The sequence below is a fragment of the Legionella cardiaca genome (assembly GCF_029026145.1).
GTDB lineage: Bacteria > Pseudomonadota > Gammaproteobacteria > Legionellales > Legionellaceae > Tatlockia > Tatlockia cardiaca.
Genome location: NZ_CP119078.1, coordinates 3442224 through 3457883 on the forward strand (window position 1 = coordinate 3442224; position 15660 = coordinate 3457883).

Here is a 15660-nt window from a genome sequence, read left to right on the forward strand (position 1 = left end):
ATCTCAAAATATCACATTTCTTAATGATTTCTTAATAATTGAGCGCTATGATTATTTTATCTGCAGAATCAAGATAATATTCATGGAATCTCGTAATGGTCTATTGTAAGAAATTCATTTCTGGTATTAATGCAATTAATTTCTCTGAAGAATCCTCTCAATCCCTCAAACATGCTTTGTTTTCATTTGCTTATCAAGCACTGCAACATGAACAGGAAGTAATCCGTCACCAGCTTAAATTAATGCCAAATCCTGAAGAAATAAAAGACAATGAAGTTGCCAGAATGCAACTAAAAATTTATTTGGATAAACAAGAGGAAATTAATCGTCAGATAGAAAAGCAACTTGAAGATCTTAAAGAGCGCGCTTCACAAGAGTCTTTTGATCTCGGAGCGAAGATAGTTATCGATGATAATTTCATTCGAGATTTTGCAAAAAATTTCCGTAATATCAGGCACTTATCTGATGTGCTTTCTGACGCTCCTGACGTTATTAAAAAAGAGCAAACTCGCTTATATGCTGAAATTTTATTTACGCTCGATCAGCGAGGACAAGAGTCTCAGCTACGTACTCTATCGCTTAATATTGAAAGCATGATAGAGCAAGCACTGCAAATTTATAAGGAACACACTAATTCTGACTCGCGTAACCAGGCGCAAAAGTTAGTACAGATGGGAATTTACGAGATTATACGTCTTGAGTGTGAAAAGGCTACTTTGACTGCTCATCCCTCCTCCTATGAACAATACCGTGATTTTCTTCTAGGCTTAGCGGCAAGCCTGCCTGATGTAGGTGATTCCACGGTAATAGATAATTTAAGTCAATATCGTTCTACCATAACCGGCAAATCAATTGCTGATTTGTTAACAGAGGTTGAAGATAAATTCAAAATTAGACCCGATGATAGTTGGCGTGAGCAAAACAAGATTAATGCTTTTAGTGCGAAGAAAGCCTTATTTCATAAATTACGATTTGGCCAGGATGATCGTAGAGAATTTGCCAAAAGAGTCCAAAGTAATATGGTACGTGACTTATTTTGGGGAAGAAATATCAGAGACACCGAGCTATTCACCAAGCGAGGTGTGTCAGATAAGATTTTTACAGGGTTAGTTGAGCAGCACTTTCTAAAAACAACAAAGTATTTTACAGCACCGGAACATCGATGGAATGAATTTCCCCTCGCTGAACGACGACTGGCAACAGCTATTGATGCTGTTCGCGTAAAAAGAGCAAACACGTTTGCAATTGGTGACAATACTAAAGTCAAAGGTCCAGATCTCGAAAAAATGCAGGCAGCGGTTAAAAAGGAATTTGATGATAAATTTTCAATGCCTACTGTAACCGTTAATAATGGGATAATCCATATTGATTTTTATTATGCTTCGATATCTGCTAATGAGTTAACGAAAAAAATTTTAGAAGCTAAAGGATTGGGATATGAGATAAATAGTTTATTAGGGTCGATGCGAGCTAAAGCACATGAATCTGCTCTTTCATTTGTAACTGCGAACAGTTTACAAGGTAAAACACTTGAAGACATTAAAGAACAAGTCAAAACCCTTAAGATCCCTACACAAATTCCTGATGAAAAGGCTCGTCAAGCCTATTTCAGCCAATTGTCAAAGCTTGAAGAAGCGTTTAAGAAAGAAAAACTAAAAGCAACTCTTGAATCGCTGGAGTTGGAGCCTAGTGATGAAATTTTGCTGCGTAAATTGCTGGAATTGTATTCTATTGCGCCAATTAAAACTGTCACGGATAGTCAGGCTATTATTGAAGCCTTTAGCGAAATTGATACCAACAATTTTAATAAGGCATTAAAAATTGATGGGTTAGAAATAGCTATAAATAATGCTTATGAAAATTTGGCTCACTTAGCTTCTGTGCCTCCTCATGCTATTACCATTGCAGAAAAAGCAAGAATTTTATTTTCTGAAGAAAGAAAAGAGAAAAAAGCAGCTTTAGAAAAAGCGTTTAAAGCAGACAGTGCTTTTAAGACCAAGGTGCAGGAAATTTCACAAATCTTTTTAGACGAGTATCTTAGTGCTGGCATTGTTGCCACATTAGGATTGGTGAAAGAGGATGAAGCGCGTTTAAAGCATGACATAGAAGAGATGGCTACAGAAGTAGTGCGACTTTTAAGTCGCTCTCAAGAAGCAGCCCCCGCATTAGAGCCACAAGAGGAAGCTGATTATTTTTCAGCTATTCAACAAATTGCTGGTGCTCTTGACGGTCTTAATCTGAAAATGAATGAAGTCCAATTTAAGATTCCGCATTCGTGGCAGCCTCCACAGAAAATCATGGTTCTTGATAATAAAGGACATAAATACGAAGTCAGCATTGAATTAAAAGGGGCCAAACTGCCTTACTCTTTAATTAAACCTCCGGGAGACAGCGAGTTTATTTTTTCCTATGGTGGTACGCGTGGAATTCTTGCTCCTTTTGCTGGCCTGGATCAAGCTTATGCTGGAAAAGATAACCTCAAGAGACGCTTATTCACTCATTCCCGACTATTAGGGATTGGACAATATGGCGCAGTTAAAGAAGTAGAGGATTTCCTGTCTGGATTAAATCGAGTTGTTAAGAAAGGCTATGTTAAATCGCCCTTTAAAGACACAAGCGTTGATAATTTAAGAACACTGCAAATTTATGCACGTACCGATCGCCAGTATCGTATCGAAAATGATATTTTGCAAACCCTTTCGAAAGCCTTAAAAACGGCGCAAAGCGCTACAACCTGGTTAGAACAGGATAAAGAACGGTATGAAGGGATACTTTATGCAGAAGATACGATTCCTCTGCAATATAAAACGCTCACAGAAAGAGCGAAAGGCGAAACATTTGCAGACGCTGCAAATAAAATATTAGGTGATTACGATAAAACAAAAGCAGCTTATCACAATCCAACTAAACGAAAAGAAAAAGATTGGTCAGGATTAACCGATATGCTGGCTTTAGCACAAGCGTTGACGGAAGAAGCTGCAAAGCTTGAGGAGCTCGGTTTTTCTCATAATGATATCAAGCCTGAAAATTTTCTTTTTAAGCAAAATGCTGATGGTAGTTACCAGATTAAATACATTGACTGGGCAACAGGTGGATTTAAGCAACAATACACTGGCGATAAAAGAGATCTACAGGAGGTGTTTGCAGAAGTTTTTGTTGGTTCAGCCCATGATCTCAAATTCGAAGATGGTGTTTATTATGGTGCAGATGGACGGTTTGTCAAAGAAGAGAGAGGGCAAATAATTTATGGTGTTAACCCAAACTTAGAAATTTTACATGGCAACAGAAATGGTACTTTGCCTTATATTCTTCCTGAAGTTCTCGGCCCTGATAGAAAAAAGAAATCCCAACCTGCAAAGGTTACGAATAAAGATTTAGATACTATTTTTCAAAATAATGATCCACGCATGGATGATTGGGCATTAACGTCAATGGCATTTGGTATTTGTAATCGTCAAGCTTACTTTGCCATTGTTAAAGGACGAGCGATTGCTCATTATGTAATTCCAGGAGTAATAGAAGCTGATGGACAGATCCCTTTAGGTTTAAAAATAGTCAACCCACAAAGATTCAATGAACTTTTTGCTTGCGGCAGCGAAATAAAGGAAAAAGAGTTACTAACTGGTGCTTCCTATGATGATCCCTCAGCGGTTATGTACATTCCCTCAAATCAACGTGAAGGTGAACCGCTCCATCTTTATCGCCGCCTGCAAGAATTAAAACAGACGCTGGAAGAAACTGCTAAAGGGAGTAAAGAAGGTCCCGAACACCAATTGATTGGCGAAATAGATCGCATTTTAACGAGAGTCCATGAAGCAATTGCTAAGGGTACTGGATTAAGCAAGCGTGAATTAATGGAGCAATTGCATGCAGCGCAAAAATGTCTCAAGGATTATCAAAAACTGAGTGATTCTAAATACCTCGATACACTCGCCAAACGTGACGCATTACATCTAATTCTAAACGAGCGTTTTGTAAAAGGTACCAAATTTTCCGCTAATGATTTACTAAAAGAAGCATCTGAACGCTTAAGTCGATTAGAGATTTTGGCAACTTATCCTGCTACTGCAGACGAACAAGGAAAGGTTATCCAAATTTTCTCTGAAGCAATCAATGAAGACGCTTTACATGATAAATTTTTGCGGAAAGGTGCACCGGCTCGTGAACTATTAAGGAAATGCATTGCCCATAATCAACAAGACATTTTGGTTCACCTAATAAGTAACATAACCGATCATACTTCAGAAATAGAGCAATTAAAGAAACAGCTGGATTTGCTGCCCAAAGAAATGGAAGAATTGCGCTTGCACTTAAGTGAAAAAGAGCTGCATTTCCAGGAGCAGCAAAAAAAACATGATGGACTTAAGAGAAGTTTTGATGAGTTAAAAGAAGAGAGAACACGTTTAGAAAACGTATTATCAAAAGCGGAGCAAGTAAATAAAGAGACACGCGAGCGATTAGAAGAGAACCTGCGTCTTAATCAAATAACTTATAATAAGCAAGAAATTGAATTAGCCGAACTATCTGAAAAATTAAAGCACTTAGGTGAAGAAAAGCATTCATTGCAGCAAAAACTGGATATTCTTGAGGAAGCGAATAAGCAGCTTAAACAAAAAAAGGATTATTTAACTGCAAAAAATGAAGACTTTATCGAACTTGTGAGAGCTGAAGGATTGTTGCACTATGCTGCTCAACAAGGCATGACAACAGTTTTCACAAACCTTATCACCGCTTTACAAAAAGCAGGTGCTACCTCAGCGGATATTTTCAAACTCACCCTAATGACTTATGGGCCAGAACTAGTTAAAAGTCCTGAGGAACAAACAGCAGAAAATACGCGAAATTTATCTTATATTCAATGGTCTACGAATTGCCTGCATATTGCTATTCGTAATGATAACTCAGAGCAATTAAAAGCAATTTTAAGTTTGTTACCCGCTGGAAAAACATATGATGCGGCAATTCACCAGGCTCTTCATCTTTGTGCGGTGCTTGGCAATAAACATTTGTTTCGAGAAATTGTCAAACAATACAATTCCTTAAATCTAACCAATGAATTGACTGCAGAAAAGATAATGGCCCTAACTCTTCCCCCCGAAGAGTTATCACCGTTGCATCTCTTCCTTCGTGATAGAGGCACATTGGATATAATAGAGGATTATCGATCTGCTTTTGAAAAAAACGCGGCTCTTGCGCGACAACTCCTCGCTATTCCGCCACAGGAAAAACTAATTAATTCAGCATTAATTGCCGCAGAGAACAGGAATTTTGCCGCCATTTCGCGCTTAATCCACTTAGGCGAAACAATAAGTCCTTCTTTATCCCCAACTGAATGGCAACAATTTTATACGCAAACCGATATTCACGGGAAAAATATACTCAATCATATTCTTGAGCAAGGGCAGCTTAGCTATCTAACTCATTTTATTAAATCAATTAAGAAAAATGGCAAAGAAAATAGCGCGGCAATACTTGTGCAGTTGTTAAGTAATCCGCATCCAGCTAACCCACTTAAAAATTTTTTGAATAAAGAAATCAGTGTTGCTCAGAAGTTTCAGATTGTTACTGAATTGTTAGATGCCATTTGTACTAATTTTGCTGACGCAACAGAGAAGGAACAGCAAGCACGAGTAGTCGCACTTTTAGTGAATAAAGAATGGTTAATTGAACAGGCTAAGCATGGGGCTAATGAGCCGCCTCTACGTTTGTTACTTCAGAATGATGCGCTATCGATACCTTTTAAACAAATTCTTTTTAAAACACTACAAGAAGGTTCCCAACCCTTTGCAGGAGCAGCAGAATTTTATAATACCCTGCTTTCTGAAGTGTCCTTACAGGTCCAAGAACTTAGTCAAATAAAACGATTGCAGGTTCCCATTTTTAAAGAAGTCGCAAAAATAAATACCGATCTTAGTGCTTTGCTTCGTGCTTTGGGAGGAGAAAAAGAACTTGCTGAAGAATTTGAAGAAGAGAAGAAGCGTTTAATTGCCGAAGTCAAGAAGTATAAGCAACAGTGGTCAGAAGCGGAAGAGGAAGCTAAAAAGCAGAAGGCTGCGGTTGAGCGAGTGAAAGAAGAGCTTGAATCAACAAAGGCTAAACTAAGTAATGCCGAAAGGGAGTCAAGCAAACTTCGCGAAGAGATGAAGGAAAAGACAGAGGGTTATGAGTCACAGATAGAGGAATTAAAGAAAGCAGTCGTTGAAGCAACGAGGACGGGCGAGGACGCTGTAAGGGAAGCACAAGAGTTGCTTCGTCAGGCGCAGGAGAAACATAAAAAAGAGATGGATTTGCTTGCTGAACGCTTGAATTCCCTAACCAAAGAAACGGAGGATTTGCGCTCCCAACTAAAAGGAAAAACGTCAGCTTTGCAAGAGCAAGTTGAGAAGTATGATGGGCTCAAGAGAAGTTTTGATGAGTTGGAAAAAGAGCGGGCACGCTTAGAGAAAGCATTGTCTGAAGCGAAGACTGTGGATGAAGAGACACGCAAGAAATTAGAAGAGGAATTGCGTCGCACTCAGGAAGCTTATAAGGCGCAAGAAATTGAATTAGCTCAGTTATCTGAAAAATTAAAACACCTGGGTGAAGAAAAGGATTCACTGCAGCAAAAACTGAATGTTCTTGAAGAAACGAATAAACAACTTCAACAAGAGAAGGATAATTTAACTGTCGAAGTCAAGAAGTATAAGCAACAGCTGTCAGAAGTGGAAGAGGAAGCCAAAAAGCAGAAGGTTGAGATAGAGCAAGTCACTAAAGATCTTGAATTTACAAAAGATAAGCTAGCGAGTGCTGAAGAGGAATCAAATAAACTTCGCAAAGAGATTAAAGAAAAGTCTACTGCCTATGAGTCACAGATAGAGGAATTAAAGAAAGCAGTCGTTGAAGCAACGAGGACGGGCGAGGACGCTGTAAGGGAAGCACAAGAGTTGCTTCGTCAGGCGCAGGAGAAACATAAAAAAGAGATGGATTTGCTTGCTGAACGCTTGAATTCCCTGACCAAAGAAACGGAGGATTTGCGCTCCCAACTAAAAGGAAAAACGTCAGCTTTGCAAGAGCAAGTTGAGAAGTATGATGGGCTCAAGAGAAGTTTTGATGAGCTAGAAAAAGAGAGAGTACGTTTAGAAAAGGCCTTGTCTGAGGCGACTGTGGATGAAGCAGCACGCAAGAAATTAGAAGAGGAATTGCGTCAGGTTCAAGAGTCTTATAACAAACAAGAAATTGAATTAGCCCAGTTATCTGAAAAATTAAAGCACCTGGGTGAAGAAAAGGATTCACTGCAGCAAAAACTGAATGTTCTTGAAGAAACGAATAAACAACTTCAACAAGAGAAGGATAATTTAACTGTCGAAGTCAAGAAGTATAAGCAACAGCTGTCAGAAGTGGAAGAGGAAGCCAAAAAGCAGAAGGTTGAGATAGAGCAAGTCACTAAAGATCTTGAATTTACAAAAGATAAGCTAGCGAGTGCTGAAGAGGAATCAAATAAACTTCGCAAAGAGATTAAAGAAAAGTCTACTGCCTATGAGTCACAGATAGAGGAATTAAAGAAAGCAGTCGTTGAAGCAACGAGGACGGGCGAGGACGCTGTAAGGGAAGCACAAGAGTTGCTTCGTCAGGCGCAGGAGAAACATAAAAAAGAGATGGATTTGCTTGCTGAACGCTTGAATTCCCTGACCAAAGAAACGGAGGATTTGCGCTCCCAACTAAAAGGAAAAACGTCAGCTTTGCAAGAGCAAGTTGAGAAGTATGATGGGCTCAAGAGAAGTTTTGATGAGCTAGAAAAAGAGAGAGTACGTTTAGAAAAGGCCTTGTCTGAGGCGACTGTGGATGAAGCAGCACGCAAGAAATTAGAAGAGGAATTGCGTCAGGTTCAAGAGTCTTATAACAAACAAGAAATTGAATTAGCCCAGTTATCTGAAAAATTAAAGCACCTGGGTGAAGAAAAGGATTCACTGCAGCAAAAACTGAATGTTCTTGAAGAAACAAATAAACAACTTCAACAAGAGAAGGATAATTTAACTGCCGAAGTCAAGAAGTATAAGCAACAGTGGTCAGAAGCGGAAGAGGAAGCTAAAAAGCAGAAGGCTGCGGTTGAGCGAGTGAAAGAAGAGCTTGAATCAACAAAGGTTAAACTAAGTAATGCCGAAAGGGAGTCAAGCAAACTTCGCGAAGAGATGAAGGAAAAGACAGAGGGTTATGAGTCACAGATAGAGGAATTAAAGAAAGCAGTCGTTGAAGCAACCAGGACGGGCGAGGACGCTGTAAGGGAAGCACAAGAGTTACTTCGTCAGGCGCAGGAGAAACATAAAAAAGAGATGGATTTGCTTGCTGAACGCTTGAATTCCCTGACCAAAGAAACGGAGGATTTGCGCTCCCAACTAAAAGGAAAAACGTCAGCTTTGCAAGAGCAAGTTGAGAAGTATGATGAGCTCAAGAGAAGTTTTGATGAGTTGGAAAAAGAGCGGGCACGCTTAGAGAAAGCATTGTCTGAAGCGAAGACTGTGGATGAAGAGACACGCAAGAAATTAGAAGAGGAATTGCGTCGCACTCAGGAAGCTTATAAGGCGCAAGAAATTGAATTAGCTCAGTTATCTGAAAAACTAAAACACCTGGGTGAAGAAAAGGATTCACTGCAGCAAAAACTGAATGTTCTTGAAGAAACGAATAAACAACTTCAACAAGAGAAGGATAATTTAACTGCCGAAGTCAAGAAGTATAAGCAGCAGTGGTCAGAAACGGAGGAAGAACTAAAGAAGGAACGAGCTAAGACACAAGAAGCCAACAAGAAAGCAGAAGCAGCAGAAAAAACGGCAGAAAGTGCAGTCAGTGAAGCTGAAGAAATGCGTATGGAAATGCAGCGCATGAAAGAAGAGATGACGCGTCTGCGAGAAGAAATGGCACTTCGTGAGCAGAAGGTCAAAGAGCGTGAAGACACGGTTGCTGCAAGTGAAGACAAGGTTAGAAAACGTGAAGAAGACGCTGCTAAAAAAGAAAAAGATCTTAATGAAAGAGAAGAAACAGTTGCTGAAAGAGAAAAAAATCTTGAAAGAGCCACAGAGACTGTTGCTGAGAAGGCAAAGGATCTGGAGAAACGTGAAGAAAGCGTTACTGAGCGAGAGCGCAATGTTAAAGAGCGTGAGGCAACGGTTACAAAACGCGAGAAAGAGGTAACCGAAAACGAAGAAAAATTACGTCAACGCTCAGAAGAATTGAAGCGCCAGGAAGAAGAGTTGCAACGTCGTGCAAAAGACCTGGATAAGCGAGGAGAAGAATTGCAGCGTCGTGCTGAGGACCTGGATCAGCAAGAAGAAGAATTGCAGCGTCGTGCTGAAGACCTGGATCAGCAAGAAGAAGAATTGCAGCGTCGTGCTGAAGATATGGATCAGCAGGAAGAAGAGTTGCAGCGTCGCACTGAAGATCTGGAGCAGCAAGAGGAAGAATTGCAGCGCCGCGGAGCAGATATTCCTCCTCTCGAAGAAGCACACCGAATTGCCCAAAGAAATGCGATGTCATCACTAAGGGCACAAATTTCTAAAACTAAAGATTATGTCTTATTAGAAGCTGTTAGAGTGGCCACAAATAATGATGATTTGATAAATGCTGGTTTGAGTCCTAGATTAGTGGCAGCCTTATTCGATACAGATTATATCCTCCTTGCTGATGCGGCAGCTAACCGCCTAACAGCTCTCCGAGAAGAGCAAGTACAAAGGAAAGCTATTGTTTCGAGTGCTATCTATGAACAAGCTTTGAATAAGGATAAAGAGGAATTAAGGACACTCACTAAGAATCTCCCTCATATAACATCCATTGACAAAGACATTCAGGATGAACTTAAATACCTAGCTAAAGCTTCGCCTGTTCATTGGTTTAATCCAGGTTTCCAGGCAGCGGCTAAAAAGCACGCGAATGAAATGGCTCCTCACTTTGAGAAGCTAGGGGATGGCTGTAGCATTATTGTTGGCTATTTGAAGCCCTTAAGTCATGAATTACGACATCAGTTAAAGTGCTTACCCGCTCCTTCAGAAATGGTTCGCTTAGCTGCACCACAGAAAAAGGCAATTGAAGATCAACGTGCAGTATTGACTCGTTATTTACGAGCAGTGGAAAAAGAGTTAGCGCTCTATGAACCTCTATATAAACGATTATATGGTGATCATCGAGCTTCACATCCTCTACTCAAGCAAGGTATCTTAAAAACCCTTAACCAAGCCAGAAGTGATAAGCATTCACTACGATTTTTATCATTCTCGAGTGATTTCAGTGATCATCCTCTTAGTGAAAAAGCGGAACACCTTGAGGCAGATTACGAATCCGCTATAAATGCTCCTCGTATTGAGATCTCAGGAACAACAGGTGTAACTCACTATAAATCCGTTAGTAGGGCAAAAGTAGGTTATTTCCGTGAGCATGTGATTAATCCTAATAGTAATTATGCTGGTTATTTTATGGAGGAACATGCTAGCAACCATGCCGATGCAGCTGGTGATTTTATTGAAGAACATCCTGATGTTCTTCTGACGCTGAGCAAATTTCCTGATGGTCCTGATCCCAACGATCCAGAATTGATTACAGCGCGTGTGCAATTCTCACTGGCTATGGCAACGCAATTACTGTCAGGCTTTAGTGAACCGCCTACCGCTAAAAAACCTGTAACGGTCTCAGGAGAAGACCCCGTACCGCTACGTTATCTATGGACTGCACTGGTTCTAATAGGTAGAGAAGTGCCCAATTTTAAATTTGATCATACGGCAGTGGAAATATTTTCCTCTTCCTATCGACCCACAAAGGAGTTGGAAGAAATAGCGGGCTTGTTTGGATTTGTAACCAAATATCAATTTACGCCGGATTCTTGCTATGAAACTTGCTTCAAAAATCAGCCTTCTCTTACGCAGTGGCTGGCTGGTATTAAAGAGGCCACAAACTATAAACTTGGATTTGAAAAAGAGCGAGGGCAAATGAAGAAGATGACGGAACGCGTAACTTATTCATTTTTTGGTAACTCCAAAACAAAAGATGTTCTTGAAGAAATACGGCAGGAAAATGAAATTAAAGGACCTGAATGTGATGGATAAAGAATCACAATTCTCTAATTGAGTGAAGAGTCTCAACAGTCTTCACTCATACACCCAAAGTTACGTATTGATTAATGATATTTGCACAAGACAAAAAATTTGTGATGCCTATGCAGTGCTAGAAACTATTTATCTGTAAGTGAATAATTATCAATTAGGCGAATATTCCCGATAGTGACAGCAACGAAACGTCGCTGCTGGTAATCTTCAAGGTACTCTACGTTAATATTATTTTGCTTTAATTCTTCAACTAATAATTCGCAAGATTTATGTTGATGAAAAATTCTTGCAAAATTTTCAGCCTCACGTTTTTCTTCTGCAGTTAAGCGATTATTGCGTGAACTATAAGCAAGTCCGCTGGCTTCGCGAATGGTCGGACAGGCTTTAATATCAATATCCAGAAAAAAAGTTTCAACCATGTCACGGATTAATAAAAATTGCTGATAATCTTTTTCACCAAAATAAGCGCGCTGAGGCTGGGCAAGATGGAGTAATTTCATCACTACAGTAAGAACGCCGGTAAAATGGCCAGGACGATGTTTGCCTTCCATGAGTTGACAGAGTTCTGTTTCCTGAATTTGGTAGCGGTAATTATCGCTATAAATCTCATCAGCATCAGGCAATAAACAATAATTTACTCCTAGCGTTTTAAGTAAATGCAGATCGGCATCCAAGGTCCTAGGGTAATGCTTGAAATCATCAGAGCGATTAAATTGAGTTGGATTAATAAAAATACTGGCTATAGTGCGATCATTCTCTCGAATACTTTGTTGAAATAAAGAGGCATGTCCCTCGTGCAAGTTACCCATAGTGGGTACAAATCCTAGTGATAAATTAGCGGGCAGTGAACGTCGGATAGTTAACCATTCCTTCATATTGTGAAAAATTTGCATTAGATACTCCCATTTAAGAGTGTTCTCTTGCTCGCAGAGAACACGGCAGTTAATTCATCGAGAAATGAGTGAACATTAAAATGCGTGTTCAGTACTTGGAAATTGCGCGTTTTGCACCTGCTGGGCATAGCTATTAATTGCGGCTAATATGACCTCTTTGCCCTGAGCAAATTGTTTTAGAAATTTAGGCTTGAATTCCGATTGTATACCAAGAAGATCATGCCAGACTAAAACCTGACCATCTGTGCCTGCACCTGCTCCAATGCCAATAGTCGGAATTGTAAGCGCCTGAGTAATTTTTGTCGCTACTTGTTGTGGTACACATTCGATAACAATAGCAAAGCATCCACAAGCTTCCAAATCAGAAGCTTGTTGCATTAGTAGCGCTGCTTGTCGTTCGCCTTTGCCCTGAACTTTATAACCGCCCAATTGATGAATGGACTGAGGTGTTAAGCCGATATGCCCGATGACGGGTATACCTGCCGCAACAAGGTAAGTAATGGTTTCGCAAGTATCGATGTCAGCCCCTTCGATTTTTATGCCGTGAGCGCCTGCTTGTAGCAATTGGCGCACATTTTGAATTGTTTCTGCTCGTGAAACGCGGTGACCTAAAAAAGGGAGATCACTGATTAAAAATTGCTTGCCTATTCCTCGCGCAACGGCTTGAGTATGAAGAGTCATCATCTCCATTGTTGCCATGACGGTTGTTTCATAACCATGCACAGCCATTGCTACTGAATCGCCAACCAGAACACAATCAATATTGGATTCGGCCACGATACGGGCTGAGGGGTAATCATAGCAAGTAATCATGCTAATTTTTGTTTGCTGCTGTTTAAGTCGTTGGAAATCGTGAATTTTCATGCAAGGCCTCCCCGAAGTGAGGTCATAGCAATATTGAGAAAAATTTTAACTGACGCGGGTACCTGTCTCATGGATCAAGTCCTCCAATAATTATTTATAATTAATAAGTCACCGCAAAATAGTCGGCGCTAAGTTCTATAGGCCTATTGCTCAGTTATGCCCATAGATTCCGCTGATCTTGAAAGAACGCGCATGAAATTGCAAGATGCGTTATCATTTGTGTTTTAAATTTTAGTTGATGGTTATGTTGCTAACTGAAAAATTACAGAACCCGGGCGAACATCCTTTCGTTTTTACCGGCGTAGTTGGGGTGCTGGAAGCTGTTTTAACGGTGCCTGCTCAAGTTCATGGGAGTCATGTGGCTTTCCTGGGGCATCCTCATTCATTGCAAGGGGGGACGATGAATAATAAGGTCGTCACTACCTTGGCACGTGTCTTTAAAGAACTTGGCATCCCCAGTTTGCGTTTTAATTTTCGTGGTGTCGGACAGTCTGCTGGAGCCTATGACAATGGCATCGGCGAAAGTGAGGACATGTTGTACCTGGTACGACGCTGGCAGAATGAGCAGGGGAATGCTCGTATTTTGTTTGCGGGCTTTTCTTTTGGCTCTTATGTTGCCTATCGCGCTGCAGCTCAATGTGAACATGAGTTATTAATTACTATTGCCCCTCCCGTACATCATTATAACTATCGTGAATTTCAACCATCACCCCATCCATGGATAATTGTTCAAGGAGACAATGATGAAGTGGTCCCATCCTCACTAGTCGATGCTTTTGCGAAAGAATCCCCCAATATCTCACTCATTCATTTTGCCAATACAGGGCATTTTTTTCATGGGAAATTGCTTGATCTTAAAACACAGCTCATTGACGCAATTCGTGTGCAGGTTCCAATGTTATGAGGCTGGTGCAACAATATGAAGCTGCCATTGAAAGTGGTGATATTGAAGATGATGTTTTACAGCGAACAGTATTAGAATCCATGCAACGTCTGGCCGATGACTTGCAACTACCCCGTCGTTCCTGGTTGAATTGGTTGCAGAAGTTACCTCAGCCTATCGGATTGTATTTATATGGTCCTGTTGGAGTGGGTAAAACCTATTTAATGGACTTATTTTATCAATACGTTGATGAATCACAAAAAGCCCGCATTCATTTTCATCATTTTATGCAGCAAATTGATGGGCAATTGCGTCAGTTGCAAGGACAAAAAGATCCGCTACGGCGCATTGCATCCGAGCTTGCAAAAACCATTCGCTTACTCTGTTTTGATGAATTTCTTGTTCAGGACGTGGCGCACGCCATGATTTTAGCCGAATTGCTGCAAGCTTTATTTTCTGAAGGAGTAATCATCGTTATTACCTCAAACACCCCTCCTGATGAACTGTATTTGAATGGTGTTCATAGAGAGCGATTTTTACCGGCAATCGCCCTCATAAAAACTCATTGTGAGGTGATTTCGTTAGGCGAAAAGAGGGATTATCGTTTGGGGCGTGAATCTTTGCACACGGCTTATCTCCATCCCCTAAATTTGGCGACAGAAACAAGTTTGGTAGAGCAATTTGCAGTCATTGCAAAAAAAACTGAAAATGAAGGCACACTAATCGTACAAAATCGCAGTATTCCCTATATAAAATGCAGTGAACGGGCGATATGGTTTGATTTTAAGGTTATTTGTAATTTACCGCGTAGCCAATTGGACTATCTCGAAATAGCGGACCGTTTTGATACGGTATTTGTTTCTAATATTCCCGCTTTAACAGAAAATGATACGATTTATGCAATCTTATTAATTCACTTTATTGATGTCATGTATGATCGTGGGATTCATGTAGTTATTTCGGCGGCAGTGCCCGTGGAACAATTGTATGTTCAAGGCGAAATGAGTCATGAATTTAAAAGGACGTTGAGTCGTTTGCAAGAAATGCAGTCCGTCGATTACTTAAGACGTCATCCTAAAAGGAAGGTACAAAATCTAGCTTAATTAAGCTAGATTTAAACATAAAAAAAAATATGGTCTCTTAAGAGTTAGACCTTAGTGAAAGCGTTATAGTATTTGTCAGCTGTATCGCTGTCAAATTTTGCCTCTGGAAGGGTCACAATTTTTCCTATGTTAAGTTTAAAGAAAGAAGACAATGCTCGCTTTTGCGTTAAGTCAACTTGAACATCGTATTCTTTGATAGGGCTAATCTCTGTATTGCCCTCATCATTTGTCTTTACTTGTGCAAACTCGAGATGAAGTTCAGTGGATTGTTCTTTTTCAACTTTTTTCACTCGAGCTAGTAAATCTTCAAGGTCGATATTTTTTTGTGTAAGCAGATCGTTTAATGTTACATAACTACCTTCTGGCGTTTTTCCTCGAAGTGACAAAGCCTCTTCTTTCGTTTTACGGCTTAAATGGCTGGCAATAGCGTGTACCAGGAGGGTGATTGGCGCTGTAATGAAGGTCGCAAGACCTGCAACAGCAAGGCGAACAATATATAAAGGGATATTAATAATTGCCGCAGGAATAAGCAAAATAAAGGCAAGTTTATTATTCGCTTTATTTTGTAGACACCACCTTAAAAATTCAATTGCTGCTGCAGCCAGGAATAAGGTCGGATAATCAAATAAACCCCAATGTCCTTTACTGCCGGAAAATACAGAGAAAGCATCTTTAAATTTAGTAGTGAGTGAGGTTCGCAAGGTACGAGCATGGGGCGTGTTTCTTGTTTCAATAATTCCGAAAAAAGGATTTAAACTAATTTTCATTTGCAATCTGATGGGTTTGTTTTTATGCGCAATGTATCACGTTTGATCAGAGAATAAAAGAGTAAAGTTTCGCTCATAATGATA

Annotated in this window: 6 protein-coding genes; 3 read left to right on the plus strand and 3 right to left on the minus strand. The window is 40.1% G+C overall.

From position 1 onward, the window contains the following. Positions 1–95: 95 nt before the first annotated feature. The gene (locus PXX05_RS14975; RefSeq protein ID WP_275088989.1) at positions 96–11066 is read left to right on the plus strand and encodes a hypothetical protein; all 10971 of its coding nucleotides are present in this window, start codon (positions 96–98) and stop codon (positions 11064–11066) included. A 125-nt stretch (positions 11067–11191) separates the two neighbouring features. On the opposite strand, the gene panC is transcribed toward PXX05_RS14975, so the two are convergent. Together panC and panB are read right to left on the minus strand one after the other, a co-directional pair. Next, entirely contained in the window at positions 11192–11959 is a 768-nt protein-coding gene (gene panC, locus PXX05_RS14980) for a pantoate--beta-alanine ligase (RefSeq protein WP_275088990.1), read from the minus strand. A gap of 75 nt (positions 11960–12034) precedes the next feature. Continuing rightward, positions 12035–12823 carry a 3-methyl-2-oxobutanoate hydroxymethyltransferase gene (gene panB, locus PXX05_RS14985; protein ID WP_275088991.1) on the minus strand — a complete coding sequence of 263 codons (789 nt, stop codon included), beginning with the start codon at positions 12821–12823 and terminating at the stop codon, positions 12035–12037. 244 nt (positions 12824–13067) lie between these two features. On the opposite strand from panB, the gene PXX05_RS14990 reads away from it, so the two are divergent. Next, positions 13068–13727 carry an alpha/beta hydrolase gene (locus tag PXX05_RS14990; RefSeq protein WP_275088992.1) on the plus strand — a complete coding sequence of 220 codons (660 nt, stop codon included), beginning with the start codon at positions 13068–13070 and terminating at the stop codon, positions 13725–13727. Beyond that, positions 13724–14809, plus strand: coding sequence for a cell division protein ZapE (gene zapE, locus PXX05_RS14995; RefSeq protein WP_275088993.1), 1086 nt, complete (start codon positions 13724–13726; stop codon positions 14807–14809). Before PXX05_RS14990 ends, zapE begins: the two co-directional genes overlap by 4 nt. Before the next feature lie 44 nt (positions 14810–14853). On the opposite strand, the gene PXX05_RS15000 is transcribed toward zapE, so the two are convergent. Next, positions 14854–15576 (minus strand): hypothetical protein, encoded by a 723-nt coding sequence (locus tag PXX05_RS15000; protein WP_275088994.1) that lies wholly within the window; start codon positions 15574–15576, stop codon positions 14854–14856. Between the last annotated feature and the right edge of the window lie 84 nt (positions 15577–15660).

Coding starts and splice junctions, on each gene's coding strand:
- PXX05_RS14975 (WP_275088989.1), top strand. CDS start 96: ATGGTCTATTGTAAGAAATTCATTTCTGGTATTAATGCAATTAATTTC.
- panC (WP_275088990.1), bottom strand. CDS start 11,959: ATGCAAATTTTTCACAATATGAAGGAATGGTTAACTATCCGACGTTCA.
- panB (WP_275088991.1), bottom strand. CDS start 12,823: ATGAAAATTCACGATTTCCAACGACTTAAACAGCAGCAAACAAAAATT.
- PXX05_RS14990 (WP_275088992.1), top strand. CDS start 13,068: ATGTTGCTAACTGAAAAATTACAGAACCCGGGCGAACATCCTTTCGTT.
- zapE (WP_275088993.1), top strand. CDS start 13,724: ATGAGGCTGGTGCAACAATATGAAGCTGCCATTGAAAGTGGTGATATT.
- PXX05_RS15000 (WP_275088994.1), bottom strand. CDS start 15,576: ATGAAAATTAGTTTAAATCCTTTTTTCGGAATTATTGAAACAAGAAAC.